Origin of the sequence: Streptomyces sp. GB4-14 (genome assembly GCF_022696125.1) — a bacterium.
In the GTDB taxonomy this organism is placed as follows: Bacteria; Actinomycetota; Actinomycetes; order Streptomycetales; family Streptomycetaceae; genus Streptomyces; species Streptomyces werraensis.
Map to the genome: position 1 here is coordinate 3,052,488 of NZ_RZHO01000002.1, position 19,488 is coordinate 3,071,975.

General features: G+C 75.3%; 18 protein-coding genes. 5 read left to right on the forward strand and 13 right to left on the reverse strand.

All coding sequences use genetic code 11. The annotated features are described in order from the left end of the window. The first annotated feature begins 151 nt into the window (after window positions 1-151). Window positions 152-523, forward strand: a complete 372-nt coding sequence (locus ELQ39_RS15130; RefSeq protein ID WP_122214380.1) for a DUF6479 family protein — start codon at window positions 152-154, stop codon at window positions 521-523. Between the two features lie 71 nt (window positions 524-594). Here ELQ39_RS15130 and ELQ39_RS15135 read toward each other — a convergent pair whose 3' ends face one another. The 4 genes from ELQ39_RS15135 to thrS form a co-directional block, all read right to left on the reverse strand. Further along, a complete protein-coding gene (locus ELQ39_RS15135; protein WP_242592207.1) occupies window positions 595-1,365 on the reverse strand; it encodes a carboxypeptidase regulatory-like domain-containing protein in 771 nt (256 codons plus the stop codon). A 132-nt stretch (window positions 1,366-1,497) separates the two neighbouring features. Next, entirely contained in the window at window positions 1,498-3,201 is a 1,704-nt protein-coding gene (locus ELQ39_RS15140) for a glycoside hydrolase family 13 protein (protein ID WP_225627167.1), read from the reverse strand. Window positions 3,202-3,348: 147 nt separating this feature from the next. Then, window positions 3,349-4,335 (reverse strand): nucleoside hydrolase, encoded by a 987-nt coding sequence (locus ELQ39_RS15145; protein ID WP_242592208.1) that lies wholly within the window; start codon window positions 4,333-4,335, stop codon window positions 3,349-3,351. A gap of 37 nt (window positions 4,336-4,372) precedes the next feature. Next, on the reverse strand, window positions 4,373-5,593 hold the full coding sequence (gene thrS, locus ELQ39_RS15150; protein WP_242592209.1) for a threonine--tRNA ligase: 1,221 nt from the start codon (window positions 5,591-5,593) through the stop codon (window positions 4,373-4,375). A 325-nt stretch (window positions 5,594-5,918) separates the two neighbouring features. Between thrS and ELQ39_RS15155 the strand changes: the two genes are divergently transcribed. Beyond that, window positions 5,919-6,737, forward strand: coding sequence for a hypothetical protein (locus ELQ39_RS15155; protein ID WP_242592210.1), 819 nt, complete (start codon window positions 5,919-5,921; stop codon window positions 6,735-6,737). Between the two features lie 584 nt (window positions 6,738-7,321). On the opposite strand, the gene ELQ39_RS15160 is transcribed toward ELQ39_RS15155, so the two are convergent. The 3 genes from ELQ39_RS15160 to ELQ39_RS15170 form a co-directional block, all read right to left on the reverse strand. Then, a complete protein-coding gene (locus ELQ39_RS15160; protein WP_190005894.1) occupies window positions 7,322-7,597 on the reverse strand; it encodes a hypothetical protein in 276 nt (91 codons plus the stop codon). Window positions 7,598-7,647: 50 nt separating this feature from the next. After that, a complete protein-coding gene (locus tag ELQ39_RS15165; protein ID WP_225643923.1) occupies window positions 7,648-8,394 on the reverse strand; it encodes a GAF and ANTAR domain-containing protein in 747 nt (248 codons plus the stop codon). 310 nt (window positions 8,395-8,704) lie between these two features. Further along, window positions 8,705-10,048, reverse strand: a complete 1,344-nt coding sequence (locus tag ELQ39_RS15170; protein ID WP_242592211.1) for a helix-turn-helix domain-containing protein — start codon at window positions 10,046-10,048, stop codon at window positions 8,705-8,707. A gap of 97 nt (window positions 10,049-10,145) precedes the next feature. Between ELQ39_RS15170 and ELQ39_RS15175 the strand changes: the two genes are divergently transcribed. Continuing rightward, window positions 10,146-10,316, forward strand: coding sequence for a hypothetical protein (locus tag ELQ39_RS15175; RefSeq protein WP_190005891.1), 171 nt, complete (start codon window positions 10,146-10,148; stop codon window positions 10,314-10,316). A 24-nt stretch (window positions 10,317-10,340) separates the two neighbouring features. Here the strand turns inward: ELQ39_RS15175 and ELQ39_RS15180 are convergent, their stop codons facing one another. The 5 genes from ELQ39_RS15180 to ELQ39_RS15200 all read right to left on the reverse strand — a co-directional run bounded on the left by ELQ39_RS15180 (window position 10,341) and on the right by ELQ39_RS15200 (window position 17,067). Next, window positions 10,341-11,699: an extracellular solute-binding protein gene (locus tag ELQ39_RS15180; RefSeq protein ID WP_242592212.1), complete on the reverse strand. Its 1,359-nt coding sequence runs from the start codon at window positions 11,697-11,699 to the stop codon at window positions 10,341-10,343. Then, window positions 11,699-14,275: a vWA domain-containing protein gene (locus ELQ39_RS15185; RefSeq protein WP_337663011.1), complete on the reverse strand. Its 2,577-nt coding sequence runs from the start codon at window positions 14,273-14,275 to the stop codon at window positions 11,699-11,701. The genes ELQ39_RS15180 and ELQ39_RS15185 overlap by 1 nt, the downstream gene beginning before the upstream one ends. A gap of 4 nt (window positions 14,276-14,279) precedes the next feature. Then, on the reverse strand, window positions 14,280-14,642 hold the full coding sequence (locus tag ELQ39_RS15190; protein WP_225627162.1) for a hypothetical protein: 363 nt from the start codon (window positions 14,640-14,642) through the stop codon (window positions 14,280-14,282). A 9-nt stretch (window positions 14,643-14,651) separates the two neighbouring features. Then, window positions 14,652-15,791 carry a hypothetical protein gene (locus ELQ39_RS15195; RefSeq protein ID WP_242595613.1) on the reverse strand — a complete coding sequence of 380 codons (1,140 nt, stop codon included), beginning with the start codon at window positions 15,789-15,791 and terminating at the stop codon, window positions 14,652-14,654. 64 nt (window positions 15,792-15,855) lie between these two features. Beyond that, window positions 15,856-17,067: a PP2C family protein-serine/threonine phosphatase gene (locus ELQ39_RS15200; protein WP_225627160.1), complete on the reverse strand. Its 1,212-nt coding sequence runs from the start codon at window positions 17,065-17,067 to the stop codon at window positions 15,856-15,858. Window positions 17,068-17,179: 112 nt separating this feature from the next. On the opposite strand from ELQ39_RS15200, the gene ELQ39_RS15205 reads away from it, so the two are divergent. Both ELQ39_RS15205 and ELQ39_RS15210 read left to right on the forward strand, forming a co-directional pair. After that, window positions 17,180-17,620 carry a hypothetical protein gene (locus ELQ39_RS15205; protein ID WP_190005887.1) on the forward strand — a complete coding sequence of 147 codons (441 nt, stop codon included), beginning with the start codon at window positions 17,180-17,182 and terminating at the stop codon, window positions 17,618-17,620. A gap of 72 nt (window positions 17,621-17,692) precedes the next feature. Continuing rightward, complete coding sequence (locus ELQ39_RS15210) at window positions 17,693-18,616, forward strand: hypothetical protein (protein WP_443334343.1); 924 nt, start codon at window positions 17,693-17,695, stop codon at window positions 18,614-18,616. A gap of 185 nt (window positions 18,617-18,801) precedes the next feature. Here ELQ39_RS15210 and snpA read toward each other — a convergent pair whose 3' ends face one another. Further along, window positions 18,802-19,482, reverse strand: coding sequence for a snapalysin (gene snpA, locus ELQ39_RS15215; protein ID WP_190005885.1), 681 nt, complete (start codon window positions 19,480-19,482; stop codon window positions 18,802-18,804). Window positions 19,483-19,488 lie beyond the last annotated feature (6 nt).

The window sequence follows — 19,488 nt, forward strand, 5'->3', positions numbered from 1 at the left end:
GTGGGGACGCGACGGCCCGTCCCGGCCTTCCCTCTGGCCGCAGCCTGCCACCCGGTGCGGGGCGCCGCCCCTCGGGACGGTCCGAACGGGGGGACCGCCAATTCGGACACATCGGGAGCTTTATCACATTTCCTGGTCCATACTCGGAAACATGAACACGGCAACGCTTGTACAGCTGGCCGCCAGTGACCACCAGTGGGCCGTGGCAGCGGCCTTCATCGGCGGCATCATCGTGGCGGGTGCCCTGGTCTGGGCCGTCCGTGCGGGAATGCGGTACATGGACCAGGAGTCCCCGCGCCCCCAGCCCGACGAGCAGCCGAGGCTGCCGGACGGCGGCGCGGTACGCGAGATGCGGGAGATGCGTGAGCCCGACGAGATACCCCTCACGCCCCGGACCGGCTCCCGGCTGATGCCGTACGAGCTGCACCACGCCAGCACCCGGACCGGCAAGGACCAACAGCGGAAGCGGTGGCTGCCGGGGTCCAGCGGGGCGTTCGGCAGCGGGGGGCCCGGGCACGTCTGACGTGCCGGTCCCGGCGGGCGGACATGCAGGGCGCCGGAACCGCGCGACGTGAGATTCGGAAGCGGCGCCTTTCAGCGGGGCGGCACCGGCGCCGCCGGTGCCGTCTGCGGGGTGGGTGAACCCACGGCGATCTGGATCTGCTCGCTCGACGCGGACACGCCGTTCAGCGTCGCCGTGGCCTGGAGCCGGTTCGCCCCGGCGGGCAGATCACGGCCGGGAGCGCAGTTCCAGTGCCCGTCGGCTCCCGCCGTGTCCACGCACACCTCGTTGCCGTCCTGGTCGGACACCGTCACCTGCGCCCCCGGGTACGCCGTGCCCGACGCGGCCGGACGGTACCCCAGCGGCACCCCCGACTCGGGCCGGGACAGCACCGGCGAGGGCAGCCCCACCGTCACCTGGCACCCCCCGCTCGCCCGCTCGGCGCCTTCCGCGTCCGCGAGCCTCAGCACGCATCCGTCGAGCCGGGTCCCCGGCACGGCGTCGGCGGGCACCGCCAGCACGAAGGGAAAGGTCCTGGTCTCCCAGAGGCTCTCCGCCGACGTGGCCGTGTACGCGGCGGTACGGCCGTCGGCGGCCACCTCGCCCCGGTAACCGGCGGCGGTGAGCGGCACGCCGGTGACCCGGGCCCCGGCCGGGGCGGTCAGCGTCAGGCTGGAGCCGAACCCGAGGGCGGGCCCGGACAGCCCCGACGCCTCCACGATGCCGTCCCGTCCGGGCGGGATCGTCACGGAACCCCAGAGCACGCGCTCACCGGCCGCCGTCGGCGAAGCGGCCACCAAACCGCCCGCGAGAATCCCGGCCGCCGTCAACACGGCGGCCGCTGCCTTGCTGGACCTGTTCATCGTGGACGGGCTCCCTGTACGCCGGACGTCGGACACACCTGCGACCGACTGTGACGGGCGCCCTCTCGGCCCGCCCGCCCACGACCCCCGTACGGGTGGCGGCACCGGAACGGCGCCGCCACCCGTCACACCTCAGCGCGTCAGCCAAGCCGTCGCGTCCGGGGGCAGGTGGCCGTCGCGCAGCGGGGTGCTGGTGAGGACGACCTCGCCCGCCGGGAGGGTGACCGGCTCGGCGGACAGGTTGGTCACGCAGCGCCAGCCGTCCCCTCGGTCGAACTGGAGAACACCCTCCGGGGTCTCCTCCGCCCACCTCAGCGTCTCGCCGTCGATCAGCTTGCGGCGCAGACGCAGGGCCGTGCGGTACAGCTCCAGGGTGGAGCCCTCCACCCCGTCCTGCGCCTCCACGGCGTACGCGGCGAAGGACGGCGGCTGCGGCAGCCACGCGCCGTTCGCGCCGAAGCCGTACGAGGGGCCGGTCGATGTCCACGGCAGCGGGACGCGGCAGCCGTCGCGGCCCTTGCGGACGTGGCCGGTCTGCTCCCAGATGGGGTCCTGGAGGACCTCCGTGGGCAGGTCGGCGACCTCGGGCAGGCCCAGCTCCTCGCCCTGGTAGACGTACGCCGAGCCGGGCAGCGCCAGCATCAGCAGGGTGGCGGCGCGGGCCCGCCGCAGTCCCGCCTCCGGGTCGACGGCGGGGGCGTTGCCGCCGGACAGCAGCCAGGCGTTGGTGTCCGTGCCGGGCGGCAGCATCAGCCGGGAGGCGTGCCGGACCACGTCGTGGTTGGACAGCACCCAGGTCGCGGAGGCGCCGGCCGCCTGCGCGGTCGCCAGCGAGTCGGTGATCACCTGGCGCAGCTCGTCCGCGTCCCACGCGGCCTCGAGGTACTCGAAGTTGAAGGCCTGGCCCAGCTCGTCCGGGCGGGCGTACAGGGCACGTCGCGCACCGGGCACCCATGCCTCCGCCACGGCCGTACGCGGCGGGGTGTACGTGTCGAAGATCTTCCGCCAGTCGCGGTAGATCTCGTGCACCTCGTCACGGTCGTAGAACGGGTGCGTGCCGGGTGCGAAGTCGACGAGGGCCGCCTCACCGCCCGCCGCGTGGTCGCCGAGGTCGCGCAGCGGCTCCTCGAGGTCCTTGGTGAGGGCGTGCGCCACGTCGACGCGGAAGCCGTCCACGCCCCGGTCCGACCAGAAGCGCAGGGTGGTGCGGAAGTCCTCGCGGACGTCCGGGTGGTCCCAGTTCAGGTCGGGCTGCTCGGCGGCGAACAGATGCAGGTACCACTGCCCGTCCGGCACCCGCTGCCATGCGCTGCCGCCGAACACGGACTGCCAGTCGGTGGGCGGCAGCTCGCCGCTCCCGCCGCGGCCGTCGCGGAAGACGTAGCGGTCGCGGGCCGGGGAGCCGGGCCCGGCGCGCAGCGCCTCCTGGAACCAGACGTGCTGGTCGGAGGTGTGGTTGGGGACGATGTCGACGATCACCTTGAGGCCGAGCCGGTGCGCCTCGCGGACCAGCGCGTCGAAGTCGTCGAGGGTGCCCAGGCGCGGGTCGACGTCGCGCGGGTCGGCGACGTCGTAGCCGCCGTCGGCCAGCTCGGACGGGTAGAACGGGCTGAGCCACAGGGCGTCGACGCCCAGCGCGGACAGATGCGTCAGGCGCCGCGTGATGCCGCGCAGGTCGCCCAGTCCGTCGCCGTCGGCGTCGGCGAAGCTGCGGGGGTAGATCTGGTAGACGACGGCCTGCCGCCACCAGTCGGGGTCGCGGGAGGAGAGGTCGGGCGTGGCGTCGGGGGCGGGGTGCGGCGGCCGGGGGTCGGACGCGGTGGGGCGGTCGGTCACGCGGGGTCTCCTCTGGATGTGCGGGTACCGGCGGAGAAACTGACCAGAACACCGTAAAAGCGAACGCACCGGTAACGAGGTGTCATTCCCCTCGGGTGTGGCGGACCGCACGTCCACCGGGCGCGCCCGGGTCGAACCGGTGTCCGATCAGGGCGTGAAGTGTTCGACCGTCGTCAGGTAGAGCTTCACGTAGCGCTCCACGTCCACGTCCAGGCCGACGTCGACCAGGGTCTGCTCGCGGGTGCCCTCGTGCAGCTCCGACTCCCCGATGCGGGGGCGGCGGTCGACGATCGTCTGGCCGCGCGCCGGGCCGGGCGCCAGGGACACCTCGACCGGAAGGCGGTGGGTGGTCAGCCCTTCCGGGTCGGCGACCGCGCACACCGCGCCCGCGTCGCCGAGGCCGCCGGAGTCCTCGCCGGGGTCGTCCGGGCGGCTTCCCGGGTGGGCGGGGCGGTGGGCGAGCAGGTCGCCGGCCAGCCGGGCGCCCGGTTCGTCGCTCGCGCGCAGCCGCCGCACGTCGTCGCCGGGGACGACGACCCGGGTGAACACGTCCAGCCCGTACATGGTGATCGGCACGCCCGCCGTGAGCGTGATCGCGGCGGCCTCCGGGTCGTGCCACACGTTGAACTCGGCCACCGGGGTGGCGTTCCCGGTGCCCGCCGCGCCGCCCATGAACACGATCCGCTCGATGTTGCGGGTCACCTCGGGGTGGGTCCGCAGCAGCAGGGCGACGTTGGTGAGCGGCGCGGTCGGCACGAGGGTGACCGGGCGGGGCGAGGCGAGGATCTCGCGGCGCAGCAGCGACACCGCGTCCGCGTCCACCGGGGTGCGGCGCGGAGCGGGCAGCGCGAGGTCGCCCATGCCGTCGTGGCCGTGGACGTGGCGGGCGGAGCGCGGCGCCTCGATCAGCGGGCGCTCGGCGCCCCGCGCCACCGGCACGTCCGCCGCGCCCGCCCGCTCCAGCACGGTCAGCGTGTTGCGTACGACGCCGTCCACGTCCGTGTTCCCGGCGACGCAGGTGACGGCCCGCAGGTCGATCCCGGGGTGCCGTACGGCGAACAACAGGGCCAGGGCGTCGTCGACGCCCGTGTCGCAGTCGATGATCACCGGGACCGGCTGCCGGCCGTTGCTCACGACGGACTCCTTCTTCGGCGGGGTCTGCCCGTCGACCTTACGCGGGCTCCCAGAGCGCGGTCCCGTGTGCGCGCACCCGCTCCTCGACGCGTCGCAGGAATTCCGCCACCGGCAGCACGCCGGGCCGCCGTCCGTCCCTCAGCCGTACGGCGAGCAGGCCGTCCGCCGCCTCGCGCGCGCCGAGCACCGCCTGGTACGGCACCAGCCGCGCCCGTCGGATCCGGGCGCCGAGACTGCCCTCGGCCAGGCCGCTCACCTCGGCCCGCAGCCCGAGTGCGGCGGCCTCCCGGACGACGGCGTCAGCGTGTTCCTCCTGGTCCTCGCCCACCGGCAGCACCACCAGCTGCAGAGGGGCGAGCCACGGCGGGAAGGCGCCGCCGTGCTCCTCCAGCAGATGGGCGACGGCCCGCTCCACGCTGCCGATGACGCTGCGGTGCACCATGACCGGCCGGTGCCGGGCGCCGTCCGGGCCGGTGTAACGCAGCCCGAAGCGCTCCGGCTGGTGGAAGTCGATCTGCACGGTGGACAGGGTGGACTCGCGGCCCGCCGGGTCGGTGATCTGCACGTCGATCTTCGGACCGTAGAAGGCCGCCTCGCCCTCGACGGCCTCGTAGGCCACGCCGGACGCGTCCAGCACCTCGCGCAGCAGGGCGGTGGCCCGCCGCCACAGAGCCGGGTCGGCGACGTACTTCCCGCCGCCGCCCGGCAGCGACAGCCGGTGGCGGGAGGCTCGGATGCCCAGGTCGGCGTAGGCGCGGGAGATGAGCGCGAGTGCCCCGGCGGCCTCCTCGACCGCCTGGTCCGGGGTGCAGAAGATGTGCGCGTCGTTCAGCTGGATGGCCCGCACCCGGGTCAGCCCGCCGAGCACGCCGGACCGCTCCGCGCGGTACATGCCGCCCAGTTCGGCCATCCGGTACGGCAGTTCGCGGTGGCTGCGGGTGCGGGAGCGGAAGATCAGGGCGTGGTGCGGGCACAGGCTGGGACGCAGCAGCATCTGCTCCCCGCCCATGTCCATCGGCGGGTACATGTCGTCGCGGTAGTGGTCCCAGTGCCCGGAGAGCTCGTACAGCTCGCGTTTGCCGAGCACGGGCGAGTACACGTGCCGGTAGCCGGCCGCGCGTTCCGCCTCACGGACGTACTCCTCCAGGGCGTGCCGTACGACGGCTCCGTCGGGGAGCCAGTAGGGCAGGCCCGCGCCCATCAGCGGGTCGGTGTCGAACAGGCCGAGTTCACGGCCGAGGCGTCGGTGGTCGCGCACGGCGTCCTCCTCGGGGTCGGGAGGCGAGCACCACGCGCGGCGAAGCCCCGGGGCACTCGCCCCGGGGCTTCGTCAGTGGTCAGCTGTCAGCGCGCCGGGACGGTCTCCGGCGTCGTCGTGCGGGACACATGGGCGCGCTGCATGACGCGGACGCTAGCAACGGACGGACGGCGGGCGCACGCGCTTTTTCGCGGCGGCGGCGCGGGGCGTGCGGACCGCTCACCCGGACGGCTCGCCGCGCTGGTGGGGGGCCTGTGCCGGTGGTGCCGTAGGAGCACGTCCGCCACGTCCGCCGTGGACGGCCCGGCCCCCAGGAGGCAGCCCGATGACCCGTGCCCCGGCCCGCGCCCGCACCCTCGTGGCCTCCGCCCTGTCGGTCACCGTCCTGCTGATCACGGCGGCCTGCGTGGCCTACGAGCGGGACGTGCCGCGGGCGCTGCCCCAGGGCGTGTCCGAGCCGCCCGCCGCGACGTCGCCCTCCCCGTCGGCGACGGCGTCGTCCTCCGCGGTGACCGGGCGGTCCACGCCCGTACTGAACGACGAACAGCTGAGAGCCGCGCTGATCACCGAGGCGGACCTGGGCCCGCCGTGGGCCGCCGCCGAAGGGCCCGCGCTGTGGCGGGACGGCACGCTGAAGGCGACCGCGGACGACGGTGACTGCCGGCGGCTGCTGGAGGTCCTCTACACGGAGGAGCCGTTCGGCGTGCCGGCCGGGCCGCGCGCCTCGGTCGCCCTCGACGACACCGCCGAGGGCGCCCAGCTGCGCGAGCAGATCGGCGCGCACGGCCCCAAGGAGGCGGAGCGCGCGCTGGAGTGGCTGCGGAAGCTGCCCGAGAGGTGCGCGCGGTTCCGGGCGCAGACCGCCCGGTCCGGCGCGCAGGACGTCGAGGTGACGGAGCTGCCGCTGCCGGACACCGCTGGTGACGCCCGCGCCGCGCTGCGGGTGACGCTGACCGGCGGTGCGCCGGACGCCGCCCCGGCCCGGCTCACCGTGGACCTCGCGGCGATCCTCGTCGGCGAGGACGCGATCGTCCTGACCAACGGCGGTTTCGGCGAGGTGCGGGCCGAGGTCACCCAGGCGATGGCCCAGCTCGGCGCGGACCGGCTCGCGGAGGTCGCGCGGCAGGGGCGGCTGCGGGTCTGAGGGCCGGTGCGGGGCGGCACCCGGTGCGCGGGCACCGGGTGACCGCCGGGGGCCGGCGATGCCGCCATGTCCGGAAACCTCGCCCCAGCCCCCGACTCGCCCGCGGCACGCGCGCTCCGGCGGGCGTGCCGCACGGAGGCGGCGACCGCTTGATTCGGCGCCGCCGAGGGACGGCGGGGCCGGGGGCGTCCCCCACCCGCCCGCGACGCGCGCGCTCCGGCCCGCGTTCGGCGCGGAGGACGGCGGCCACTGCTCCGACGCCGCAGAGTACGGCGGGGGCCGAAGACTGCGGAGCCGAAGGCCGTTGGGGTCGAGGGGCGGGGGGCCGAAGGGTGTCCCCACCCATCCGACGCGCGCGCTCCCGCCCGCGTCCGGCGCGGAAGACGCCGGGCGCTGCTCCGACGCCGCCGAAGACCGCGGGGATCGAGGGGCGGCGAGGCCGAAGGCCGCGGGGATCGAGGGGCGGCGAGGCCGAAGGGCGTCCCCCACCCGCGACGCGCGCGCCCCGGCCCGCGTCCGGCGCGGAGGACGGCGGCCGCTGCTCCAACGCCTCCGGGGGCAGTTGGCCCGGGGAGCCGCAGGGGTCAGCTCATCGCGTCGACGGCCTGTTTGGCCTCGACCAGGCCCGCGCCGGTGGCCTCGCGGTACAGCTTGATCGCCTGTACCTGCTTGCCGTCCCGCACCAGGGCGAGGATCTCGTCCTTCCTCGGCACCTCCTCCTCCAGGCCCAGGTGCCGCATGACCGTGTCGAGTTTGCGCTCCACCCGGGCGACGCGGCGGTCGGAGCGGGTCAGCTGGGTCTGGATCGAGGCCACGCCGAGGACCACGACACAGGTGCAGAAGAGGATGGCTATGTCCATGGCCGCACAGCCTAGGCCGTCCACGGCACTTGATCACCGGGGCCGAGCGGTCAGGGCATGTCGAAACGGCGCCGGCGGGCGACGACGTCGAGGGCCGCCTCCAGCACGGTGAGGTCGTGCGCGAAGGCGTCGCCTCGCAGCCGCGCCAGGGCCTCGTCGGCGCCCACGCCGAGCTGGGCCATGATCATGCCGACCGCCTGGTGCACCCGGTCGTGGTCGGCGGCCAGCCCGCTGAGCCAGCCGTCGTCCGCGTCCCGCGCGTCGAACGGCAGGTCGGTCAGCGCGACGGTCATCACGCCGGCCACCAGCAGGGCCACGTGCAGCTGGTGCGCGGTGAGGCTGCCGGGGGAGGCGCTGTAGAGGTCGAGGGTGCCGACGCAGACGGCCGTGGAGCCGAGGGGCAGCGCGTACACGGCGCGCACCCCGGAACCCAGTGCCTGCTGCGTGAACACGGGCCAGCGGTCGGCGCAGGAGCCGTCCTCCAGGTCGCGGGCGAGGACGGGTGCGCCGGTGCGCAGCACGTGGTGGCAGGGGCCGTCACCGAGGGTGGCCTGGAGCTGCGCCAGCCGCGCGGCGACACCGCCGGACGCGGCGAGCTGGAGGGGCATGCTGTCACCGCGCAGCGACACGGAGGCGCCGTCCACGGGCAGCAGGTCCACGGCCACCTCGCACAGCCGCCGGGGCGCCTCGGCGGGCCCGGCCCCGCGCAGCCCCGCCGCGATGGCCCCGACCGCCCGCTCGTACTCCTCCCCGCCCCGCCCGCTCCCCGGGCCGTCCCCGGGCCACACGCCAACCACATCCCCTCACCAGCCGAAAACGCGGACCGACTACCCGAGGCGGAGCCCCCGAAACCGGCGTACAACCGCCGTCCCGGGCCGCTTTCCGGCGACGCGGGACGTGGGGGCACGGGAGGGACGCCGGGGATGCCGTCCGAACGCGGCAGCGGGGGACAGGTGCGGGGCACACCCCGGGCCCTGCACGGGGCGTGACGGGTCGGCTCGGGCGCGCACGGGCGCACACCGCCGGTCGCCCGGGGCCGCGAGAGCGGGACGCCGGTCCAGGCGCGGGCGGGAGGCGGGAGGGCTCCCGTCCCGTACCCGCGCGCCCTCAGACGGGAGGCTGTGCCGGCGCGGGTCCGAGGGTCGTCGTGCCCGGGGCCGTGCGGTGGCCCAGGCCGGTTCTGTAGGCGTCCAACGCCGCCTCCACCCGGCCCGTGCGGCGGAGGAGGTCGCCGAGGAGGCGGCACAGGTCGGCCAGGTCGCCCGCCGCGCCCGCGCGTTCCAGCAGGCTGAGCGCGCGCACGTAGTGCTCCTCCGCCCGGTCCGTGTCGCGGGCGTCCTCCGCGATGATGCCGAGCAGCCGGTGCGCGGCCGCCGCGTGCACCGCGCCCCGCTCGGGCGAGAGCCCGCCCAGCACGTCCCGCAGCAGCTCCGCCGCCTCCTCGGACCGCCCGCGCCGGTGCAGCACGTCGGCCAGTTCGACGGTGAGCTGGCTGCTGTACAGGGTCGCCCGGGTCGCGCACAGCATGTGCAGCGCCTCCCGCATCTCCGCCTCGGCCCGCTCCAGTTCACCGTTCTGCGCGTACACGTAGCCGCGCATCCAGTGGCAGTTGGCCAGCTCGGTGCGCAGCTGCAGCCCCCGGTACAGCTCGGCCGCCTTGGCCAGCGACGCGTCCGCCTCCGCGAGGCGGCCCTCGGCGAGCAGGGTGCGGGCCACCGACCGGTGCATGCGCGCCACCAGCGCCGGGTCGCCGGACTGCGGGGCCAGCGCCAGCGCGAACTCCGCGGCCTGCGCGGCCCGCGCGTGCGCGCCCATGTCCATGTACGGCCCGATGACGCTGGCGTACAGCAGGAGCAGAGCGTCCGGGTCGTGCAGGCCGCCCCGGTTCAGCTCGTCGATCGTGCTCTCCAGCAGGTACACCGCGTACCGCAGCTCCCCCGCGAGATAGTGCGCGACGGCCCGGCCGCGCAGCGCCGGGACCCTCGCGGGCAGCGGCGCGTCCGCCAGCCGCGCCTCCGCCTCCTCGAAGTACCGCCGGCCGTCGACGAGTTCGCCGGTGTCCAGCGCGCACTCCCCGAGCCCGAGCAGCGCGGCGGCCTGCTCCTCGGCCAGCTCCTGCGCCTCCGCCTCGGCCAGCAGTGCCGTGTACTGCTCCACCGCCGACTCCGCCTCCCCGACGGCGAGGGCGCGCTGCGCCTCGGTCAGCCGCAGCCGCAGTTCGGTCACCCGGCGCGCCGAACGCCCGGTCGCCAGTTCGTCGAACTCGACTCCGAGCCGCTCGGCGAGATGCCGCAGCGCGTCGTCGGAGGGGCGCACCCGGCCGGCCTCCAGGGTGGAGATGTAGGCGGGGGTGTACACCGGCTCCGCCAGCTGTTTCTGGGTCAGTCCGCGCGCCACGCGCAGCTGCTGCACCCGCCGTCCGATCGTGCCCGGCTCGTCCCGCTCCCCCATGCCAACTCCCCCAGTGCCCCTTGCCGTTCGCGTCGGACAGCCCCTAGGTTAAACCGCGAATTAAACCTGCTTAACCCATCGCTGTTGCGAGGTCGCCGTGCTGCAACGCACCCGCCCCACCGAGCGTTATGCCCGAGGCTTCATCGCGGCTCTCGCCGCGGTCGCGGCACTGGTCCTGGCGGCGAACGCGGGCCCGGCCAAGGCCGTCGGCCCGGACGCCGACTCCGGGACCGCCGCGCCGGTGGAGGTGGAGGCCGCCGAGCGGTAGGACGACGGCCCCCGCCGCGGCCGCTCAGCCGGGCAGGGCTCTGCGCAGCGCCTCGTCCAGGCGCCTCGCCAGCTCGTCCTCGTCGGCCGAACCGCTCTCGACGAGCGGGCCGAGCTGCGTGATGAGGGTCTGCGTGAAGGCGCCGTAGAGCGGCGTCCTCGGGCGGTGCACGGCCCGCTCCAGCGCCTTCCTGAGCATCTCGTCCGTCAGCCCGGGACGTCCCCTGTCCCCGCGCGGCACCTCGTCCTCCTCCCCCGTCGGGGAGGGGGCGGGGGCGGCGGAGATCTCCGCGGGGCACCGCGGCGAACGGCCGTAGGCCGAGGCACGCGTCGCCGCGAAGCCGGCCTCCAGCAGGCAGCGTTCGCTCTGCCGCCCGGTGAGGAACCGGATCAGCTCGGTCGCCTTCCGCGCCCGCTCCGACGTCGTGGTCACCGCCAGGTTCTGCCCGCCGAGCACCGCCCGCCCGGGCAGCGGCGCCACCCCCAGCCGGTCCTCGAACACCCGGTAGAGCGTCGGGTAGGTGGAGGGCCAGGCGCGCAGGAAGGCCGTACGCCCCGCGGTGAACTCGCTGGTCGACCCCGTCTCGTCCTGCTCGTTCGCGTCCGGGGAGACGTACGCCCGGTCGACGCGGCGGGCGAACTCCGCCACACCGCGTCTCAGCTCCTCCACGTCCCCCGCGTAGCGGCCGTCCTCGTCGACCAGGCTCAGGCCGGGCACCGCCGTGGCGAACGCCTCCATCGCGTTGACCGTGCGGCCCTCGTACGGGGCGAGCTGGGTGGTCCAGCCGTTCACGTAGTCGGCGGCGGCGAGCTTCTTGCCCAGGGTGGTGATGTGCCCGCGCACGTGCTCCCAGGTGAAGTCCTCCGGGACGTACGGCTTCTCCACACCGGCCTTCTGCAGCAGGTCCGTCCGGTAGTACAGCAGGCCGACGTCGCTGTTGAACGGCACCGCGTAGACCTTCCCGTCCCACCGGGCCGTCTCCGCGACCGGATCGATCACGTCGGCGTCCACGAGACCGTCCGGCAGTTCCCGCACCAGCCCCGCCTCCGCGAACTCCGGAACCCAGGTCACGTCCAGGTTCACCACGTCGTACCGGGCGCTCCCGGACTGCAGGGCGCCCAGCAGCTGGCTGCGCTGCTCGTCGGCGCTGCCCGGAAGCTCCACCAGCCGCGCCCGGTACTCCGAGCCGGCCTCCTGCTGCGCACGGTTCCACGTGTCGATCAGCCGCTGCCGCACGCCGTTGCTGCCGGTGACGTCCCGGCCGCTGGCCACGACGATCGTGCCGGGCCTCTCCTCGTCGGCCCGGTCCGGCGTCCCGTCCCCGCCGCCCGTGCAGGCGGCGAGCGAGAGCAGTGCGAGCAGCGCGGTGAGCCGTCGCGGCATCAGTCGTCCCCCGTTCCGATGCGGGCGATCTCGTCGTGCAGGGCGGCGCCCACGTCGTCCCCCGCGTCCAGGCAGCGCCCGCCGCTCACCTCGGCGATCCGCTGGTCCGGGCGGCCCTCGTCACAGCCTCCGCCGCCCAGGACGGCGACGGTCACCGGCACCCGGCTCGACTCGGCCCGGTCCAGCACGTCCCGCAGCCGTCCGCCCCTCAGGGACGCGCCGTGCTGGCCGTCGGTGATGTGCACGATCAGCTGGGGCCGCCCGTCCTCCCCCCGTTCCTCCATCTCGTCGAACGCCGCGAGCAGCGCCGCGTGCGGGTCGGCCGAGGCGTCACGCACCCGCGCCCGCTCGTCGACGGCCTTTTCGGCGTCCTTCCGCGCGTGCCTGCCGAACGCCAGCAGCGTCTCGTACGGGCCGTCGCCGGTGTCGGCGACCGCCCAGACGCCGTACTCGTCCTCGGCGCCCAGCCCGCCCAGCGTCTGCCGCAGCAGCCCGGGGCCGCCGCTGGGCCCCTGCCACAGGCCGGCCATGGAACCGGAGCTGTCCAGCAGGAACAGCACCCGGCCGGGACCGCCGTACGCCTGGTAGGCGCTCAGCGCCTGCTCCATCTCGTGCTGCCCGGCCGACTCGTCGAGCGGGCTGGGCGCGTACTTCACAGCGCCGGGCTTCAGGTTCTTGTCGAGCGGGTCCCGGGTGCCGGGCTCGCGGAAGCCGTACCGGGTGAACACCTCGCGGCCTCCGTCCCCGGCCAGCCAGTCACGGAAGGAGGCCGCCGCCGCGTCCCGGGCCGTGGCGTCGGCCTCGCCGCCGTCCCAGCGCACCCGGACGAACACCGGGTCCATCCCGGGCACGTCGGCGGGGTACAGGGCCGAGCGCGGGGTGCGGGTACTGCCCTCGCAGTCGACCCCGCTGACGAGAAGGAACTCCGGCACGAGGGCGGCGGTGCGGTCGTCCACGGCGTCGTCGTCGGGCAGAGCGCACAGCAGGTCGCCGGCCGTGGGGGAGGGCGGCCCCGGCTGCTCGACCAAGCGCTCCCCCAGGGCCACGGCGGCCGCGTCGCCGTACAGGCCGACGGTGGCGAGCAGTCCGGAGTCGGTGAACTCGGGGTCGGGGCGGCGCACGCCCACGTTCTCGGCGCGCGCCCTCAGCGCCTGGATCATCCCGGTCAGGGGCCGCCCGGTGACCTCGTCCAGCGGTTCGGGAGCGAGATGGTCGGGCACGGCGAGCACGACGGGGGAGTAGACGAGGGGCGACTCCCCCGGCTCCAGCTCCGCCACCGCGTCCGTGTCCTGCTCCTCCAGCACCCGGTCGGCCTCGGCGCGGGAGCCGGGGATCCACACGTCCGGCTGCGGACCGATGTCGCGCTGCGGGTCGACCTCGCCGGCTCCGGGCTCCTTCCAGGCGTCCGTGTGCCGGCGCAGCGCCTCGACCACGTCGGAGGAGCCCGCGCTGTAGACGGTGATGCCGGTGCGCCGGCAGCCCCCGCCGGTGGTGTTCGCGTCGGAGGTGAGATAGGCGTCGGCGGCCGTGCGGAAGGTCTCCTCCAGGTCCGGGTCGGTCAGCACGCGCAGTTCGAGCGGCGGGGCGCAGTGGGTGTCGTCCCCGCCGGCCAGGCCCGGCGGCCCGTACAGGCCCACGCCGACCATGCCGAGGGCGGCCAGCACCGGCAGGACGACCCGGAACAGGATCCGGCGGGACGGCCGCCTCCCCTCGTCCAGGCCGGTCCCGGAGGGATCACGCCGCCACCCGGGCGGGAAGGGGCGCGACGGGCCGGGCGCCGGGTCCGCGGCGGCGGGACCCGACCCTTCCGCCGTCGTCAGAAGCGGAACCTGCGGGCCGTTCTTCCCCAGCGTCACCTCCGCGCCCGCGTCGGCGCGCAGCTGCGGCTCCCAGGGTTCGTTGCGCAGGGTGCGGCGCTTCTGCTCGGCCATACGCTCCCGAAGCCGGGCGGCGAGCCGGGAGACGGTCGTGGCGCCCTCCTCGCGGAGCAGCTCCGCCAGGTTCTTCGTGTACGGCGTGGGGGTGTTCCGGTCACCCGCGTCGATGCGGTGGTTGGCCTGGACGCTCATCAGCAGCACGACGCGCCGCTTGTCCTCGAAGTGCTCCCACACCCGGGCCGCGTTGCCCGCGAAACAACAGTCGAGGACCACCACGATGCGGTCCGCGCGGCTCGTGGCCAGCACCGTCCCCATCAGGTCGCTGAACGACACGGCGCCGTTGAACACCGTGTGCTCGCCGGCGAACACCTGGGCGTCACGCAGCTGCAGATACAGCTCGTCGCCCCCGCTGGGGATCGCCCCGTGCCCGGCGAAGTAGACCAGCAGCAGCCCACGGGCCTCCCTGGCGACCCGTTGCAGCGCCTGTGCCGCCTCGGCGAAGTCGGGCGACGGCAGCGGGGTGATCTCCTCTTCGGCGAACACCCCCGCGCGCACCAGCGCCTCGCGCAGCACGGGCACGTTGTTCTCCACGGCCGGCAGCTCGCCCGGCACCGCGTGCGGGCCCTTCGTGAAGCGGTAGTCGGACACACCGATCAGCAGCGCCCGGTCCATCGGCTCCCCCGCGTCCTCAGGCTGCACCGGCCTACCTGTCGTCGCGGTTCACCGGTTCGACTCTGCCCTGCGGCGGTTCGCCGTTCTCGACCTCGCGGCGGTTGTCCCGCCAGGCCGTCACACCTCGCTTGACCTGCTCCAACAGCTCCTGGAACACCACGGTCGCGCCCGCCGAGGTGACGGCGATGACGATCTCCTGACTCGTCCCCATCGGGGCGCCGCCGCGATCGGCGGCGGGCCTCTCGAAGAGCCGCAGCCTCCCGTCCCGCAACAGGTCGTCCAGCGGTCTCTCCCGCTCCAGCCAGCTGCGCAGGGCGGTGACGTCGCCCTCCGTCGCGCTCCCGTCCAGCCGTATGCAGATGTCCTGGTCGGCCACTCCGTCCCCCTCAGCCATAACTCCCCATCATGGCACCGCGGTTGCCCCCTGGGGAGGGTCCGTACGCAGGTGCCCTGCGGGCATCGCGCCGCGCCCCTGCACCTCACGCAACCGGCGCCGCACGTGCTCCACGGCCCCCTCCCGGCGCCCCGGCACCCGACTCCTCAGCTCCACCAGCCGCACCCCGAGTTCACGCACCCGCACCGGGTCGTCGATCCGGCCCCACTGGTGGTGGGCGCGGTCCACGGCCGCCTCCACGGCGGGCGCGTCGGCCGGCTGCCCGGCGGCCATCCGGGTGCCCGCCAGCGCCATCCACGCACGGCAGCTGCGGGCCGCGTCGCCCGCGAGCATCGCCAGATCCGCGCGGACCTCGGTCCAGTGCAGCGCCTCCTCCGACACCGGGCCGTGCGCGAGCCCCGCCGCCTGCTCCAGACGCGCGGCCAGCGCGTCCGCCTCCGCGTGCCGTCCCGCCCGCACCGCCGCCGTGACCGCCGCGTGCGGGTCGCCCGGCAGCGGCCCGCGCTGTTCGAGCACCAGGTCGGTGCCGGCGCCCTCCGGCGCGATCCTGGTCAGCGTCCGCCGGTGCAGTTCCTCGTCCGGCAGCCGCCGCCCGCTGCGCAGCAGCGTCGCCAGCGCCTTCATGTACGCCGGCGCCGCCACCCCGCGCCGGGACGGCGGGGGTGCGACGCGACCGTAAACGGCGGCGTCGCGGCCGCAGTCCAGCGGGAAAGCCCGGCCCGGCGCGGGCGGCGCGCACAGCGCCCGCCAGGTGTCCGCATCGGCGCGCAGATCGAGGAACAGCGTCGTCGCGCCGGCCGCGCGCAGCCGCAGCTCGTCCCGGAACCAGTGCCAGGGCAGCGCCGTGTACCGCACGGTCGCCGGGGTGGTGCGGGCCAGCGCCAGGTGCGGCAGCCGCTGCCTGCGGTCCAGGCGCAGCTCTCCCGCCACGTACACGGTCAGCGGGCCGGGCGCGGCGGCCGCCGCGCGGAGCCGGGTCAGCACCGCCTGCGGCTCCAGCGGGTCGGCCAGCTCCACGACGTTCGCCGTCTCCGCGCCGGACAGCACCGAGGGGGGCACCGCCGCGAGCACGGGGAGCACGGACGCCGCGTCCACCAGCCGTCCACGGCCCAGCGGCGACGCCGCCAGCAGCAGCACGGTCCCGGGCATGGTCCCCTCCCCCTGTCGATCACCCACGGCAGCACCGTAACCGCTGCGGTCGCAAACGGGGGCGTCACAGCGGTGAACGTCCCCCTTCGCGGCGTTCGGCCCCCGTGTCCACGCCGCGCCGCACCGCGAACACGGTGGTGTCGTCCGCCAGATGCCCCCGGCAGTGCCGGAGCGTCCGGTCCCGCACGACCAGCACCAGCCGGCCGGGGGCCATCAGTCCCGGGTCGGCGGCAACCGCCCGGCGCACCTCCTCCGCGACCTGGAAGAAGCGGCCCTCCCGGTCCCGGGCCTCCGTCACCCCGTCCGTCACCACCAGCAGCGTCTCGTCGAAGTCCAGACGCACCCGGCGCACCGGGGGGCCGTCGGGCGCCAGGTCGCGGTAGCCGAGCGGCAGCCCACCGGCCACCGGCAGGCGCCGCACCCCCGACGGGCCCACCGCCAGCGGGGGTTCGTGGCCGAAGACGACGGCGTCGACGGCGTCGTCCTCGTCCTCGGGGAACGAGAGCAGCACGGCCGTGGCGAAGCGGTCGCCGTCCGCGCGGCCGAGAGCGGTCGTGTACGCGCGGTGCCGCACCATCCGCGTCTCCAGCCGGTCGGCGACCACCGCAAGGTCCGCCTCGTGGAAACCCGCCTCACGGAACGAGCCGAGCAGCACCGCCGCCGTCTCCACCGCGCCCAGCCCCTTGCCCTGCACGTCCCCGACGAAGACGCGGGTGCCGTGCGGCCCCGGCTGGATGTCGTAGAAGTCGCCGCCAACCCGGGCCTGGGCGTCGGCGGTGAGATAGACGCCCGCGTGCTCCAGGCCGCCCCAGCCGGGCGGCAGCGGCCGCAGCACGGTACGCCGCACCGTGTCGGTCACGTCCCGCATGTGCAGCGCCCGCCGCTCGCCACGCACCCGCACCGCGCACGCCAGCGTGGCCAGGACGCCGCCGAGGGCGACCAGGATGAAGTCGGGCAGGCCGGCCTGGAACTGGTGCGGCCAGGCGTTGTCCACGACCGTGTACGCGCCCATCGACAGCACCGCGAACACCGCCGTGCCCCACACCCCGCACAGCGCCGCCGCGATGCCCGGCACCAGCACGATCCAGGAGATGATCCGGAACTCGCCGGTGGTGTTGTAGTCGGCCACCGCGATCGCCACCAGCAGCAGCAGCGGAGGCACCCAGGCGACGCTGCGGCCTCGTACGCGCAGCAGCTTCTGCCGCTCCACGACGTCGCCCGGGCCGGCCGTCGGGTACGGCTCGGGCAGGGCGTGTCCTGTGGTGGCCGGACTCACGGCCCCAGCGAAACACGCGCCCGTGACGGCCGCATCCCCTCCCACCGGGCGATCGAGTTGCCGCCCCGGCGCGGCAGGTGTGCTCTGGAGGGACGGAGGAAGGAGTGCTCCCATGGTGCACGCTGCGCCCCGGAACCGGGGCATGATCGAACAGGGCCGCACCACCGACGTCTTCGACGCCCGCACCCATCGCGTGGCCCGGATCGTCCTGCCCGTCCTCGCGGCGCTGGTCTACGGCTTCTGGGCCGCGGCGAACCGGCGCTACGGCGGCCCCGTCACCGGCTGGAACCTGCTGTTCGGCTTCCTCACCGCGCTCGTCTTCGCCGTCGTCCTCATCACGCTGCTCACGGTCGCCCCGAAACTCCACCGCGGACTCCACGCGGCGGTGTGGGCCGCCTTCGCCGGCTGCGCGGTCGGCTTCCTCTTCAGCCAGTCCAACGGCAGCATCTACCGCTCGGTGGCCCTGGGCGTGGGCGTCATGGCCGGCACCTTCGCGATCATGTTCTACCGCTACTACACGAGGGAGGACGCCGAGGGGCACCGCCTGGAGTGAGGCGTACTCCTCGCCACCCCGTTCGGGCGCGCACCGCTCGCGGCCGCGGGGGCGGGCAGGTTGCCTGGGAGGGTGGGTTCGTGGAGCGGCACTCGACGGGTGCGGGACGTTATCGGGGCGGTGTGCGTCGCCGTCGCCTGCCTGCTCGTGCCTCTCGGCGTCCTCGCCGGCTGGGCCGCGTACGGACTCGCCGACACCGGACGCTACGTCCGTGCCGTGACCCCGCTGGCCGACGACCCCGCCGTGCGCGAGGCCGTCGCGGACGCCGTCGGCGACGAGGTCGTACGGGAACTGGAGACGCGGACCGCGGGTGACGCCGCCGTCGGGCCGTTCGTGCGGGACGCGATCGAGTCGTTCACCCGTACGGACGCATTCCGCACCGCGTGGGAGGCGGGGAACCGTGCCGTCCACGACGCGGTGCTGCACGCCCTGCGTGACGACACGCCCTCCGGCGGGCCCGTCACCGTCGATCTCGCGCCCGTCACCGCCCAGGTCAGGCAGCGGCTCGAGGCCGACCACATGCCCTACGCGCACCGCATCCCCGTCGCGCACACCGAGGTCCCCGTGGTCCGGGCCGAGGACGTGGCCGGGCTCCGCCAGGGTTACCGCCTGCTGGGCGCCGCCGCCCTGTGGCTGCCCCTCACCGCCGCCGCCCTCGCCGTGACCGGCGTCGCGGTCGCCGCGTCCCGCCGCCGTACCCTCACCGCCGCCGGGCTGGGCACCGCGCTGGGCGGCGCCCTGCTCGCCCTGGCGGTCGCGGCCGGCCGCCGGCTGACCCTGGCCGACCTCCCCGACGACGTCCACCGGCCGGCGGCCGGCGCGGTCTACGACGCCCTCACGGCCGCCCTGCGCACGGCGTCCTGGCTGCTCCTCGCCGTGGGCGCGGCGGTGGCCCTGGCCTGCTGGCTGACCAGCAGCCGTGCCCTCCGCCTCAGGCGCCCCGCTCCCCCCGCACCGCCCACCGCCACCCCGGCCCCGGCCGGCGCCCGCACCTGACCGAGGCCGCCGGCACGGCACGGCTCGGCGCACCGGACCGGTCCGGGCCAGGTCCGCTTCCTCGGCTGAGTGCCACCGGCCACCACGCGGTTTCCTGGACCTCGTCCTCCGCACGGGCCGGTGGGACGGCGGTGCGGGCCGCCCCCGCGGAGGGGACGGCCCGCACCGGACGGGACACGCGCGGATCAGCGGCCGGACTTCTCCAGCGCCTTCTCCGCCTGGTCGAGCGCGGCGGCGAAACCGTTGGCCCACAGCTGGTTCACCCGCGACCGCTCGGCCGAGTTCGGGTAGGCGTTGGTGCAGGACGGGCCGGGGCCGCCGCCGGACATCAGCTCGCTGCACGGACCGGAGTAGTGGTCCGGCAGGCCCAGCACATGACCGGTCTCGTGCGCGGTGACCCGCGTCGAGTCGTAGGTCCGGTTCTGGGCGTAGTCGAGGAAGATGTAGCCGCGGCCGTGGCCGTCGGTCGACGCGTACGAACCGCGCGGGTCGTTGCCCTCGCGGTACGAGAAGTCGGCGCCGGAGGTGCCCGCCTGCAGTCTCACGTTGGAGACCGAGCTGTTCCAGATCTGGGTGCTCCGCGCTATCTGGTTCGCGAACGTCGGCGCCTGGGAGGCGTTGTAGACGACGGTGACGGCGGCGGCGCCGGTGGGGTCGGCGGCCCGCTTCTCGGCGGCGGACTTCAGCACGGCCTCGAAGAACGCGCGGTTGGCCGCGGCCTCCTCGGACGAACCGGCGTACGCGGCGTACGTGCCGGCGGGCGCGAGGGGGGCCTCGGCGGCGCCGGCCGGGGCGGCGCCCAGACCGAGCGCGGTCAGGCTCAGACCGGCCGCGGACAGCACGGACAGGGGCATGCGCAGGCGCATCGATGA

Coding starts and splice junctions, on each gene's coding strand:
- ELQ39_RS15130 (WP_122214380.1), top strand. CDS start 152: ATGAACACGGCAACGCTTGTACAGCTGGCCGCCAGTGACCACCAGTGG.
- ELQ39_RS15135 (WP_242592207.1), bottom strand. CDS start 1,365: ATGAACAGGTCCAGCAAGGCAGCGGCCGCCGTGTTGACGGCGGCCGGG.
- ELQ39_RS15155 (WP_242592210.1), top strand. CDS start 5,919: ATGACCCGTGCCCCGGCCCGCGCCCGCACCCTCGTGGCCTCCGCCCTG.
- ELQ39_RS15160 (WP_190005894.1), bottom strand. CDS start 7,597: ATGGACATAGCCATCCTCTTCTGCACCTGTGTCGTGGTCCTCGGCGTG.
- ELQ39_RS15170 (WP_242592211.1), bottom strand. CDS start 10,048: ATGGGGGAGCGGGACGAGCCGGGCACGATCGGACGGCGGGTGCAGCAG.
- ELQ39_RS15180 (WP_242592212.1), bottom strand. CDS start 11,699: ATGCCGCGACGGCTCACCGCGCTGCTCGCACTGCTCTCGCTCGCCGCC.
- ELQ39_RS15190 (WP_225627162.1), bottom strand. CDS start 14,642: ATGGCTGAGGGGGACGGAGTGGCCGACCAGGACATCTGCATACGGCTG.
- ELQ39_RS15195 (WP_242595613.1), bottom strand. CDS start 15,791: ATGCCCGGGACCGTGCTGCTGCTGGCGGCGTCGCCGCTGGGCCGTGGA.
- ELQ39_RS15205 (WP_190005887.1), top strand. CDS start 17,180: ATGGTGCACGCTGCGCCCCGGAACCGGGGCATGATCGAACAGGGCCGC.
- snpA (WP_190005885.1), bottom strand. CDS start 19,482: ATGCGCCTGCGCATGCCCCTGTCCGTGCTGTCCGCGGCCGGTCTGAGC.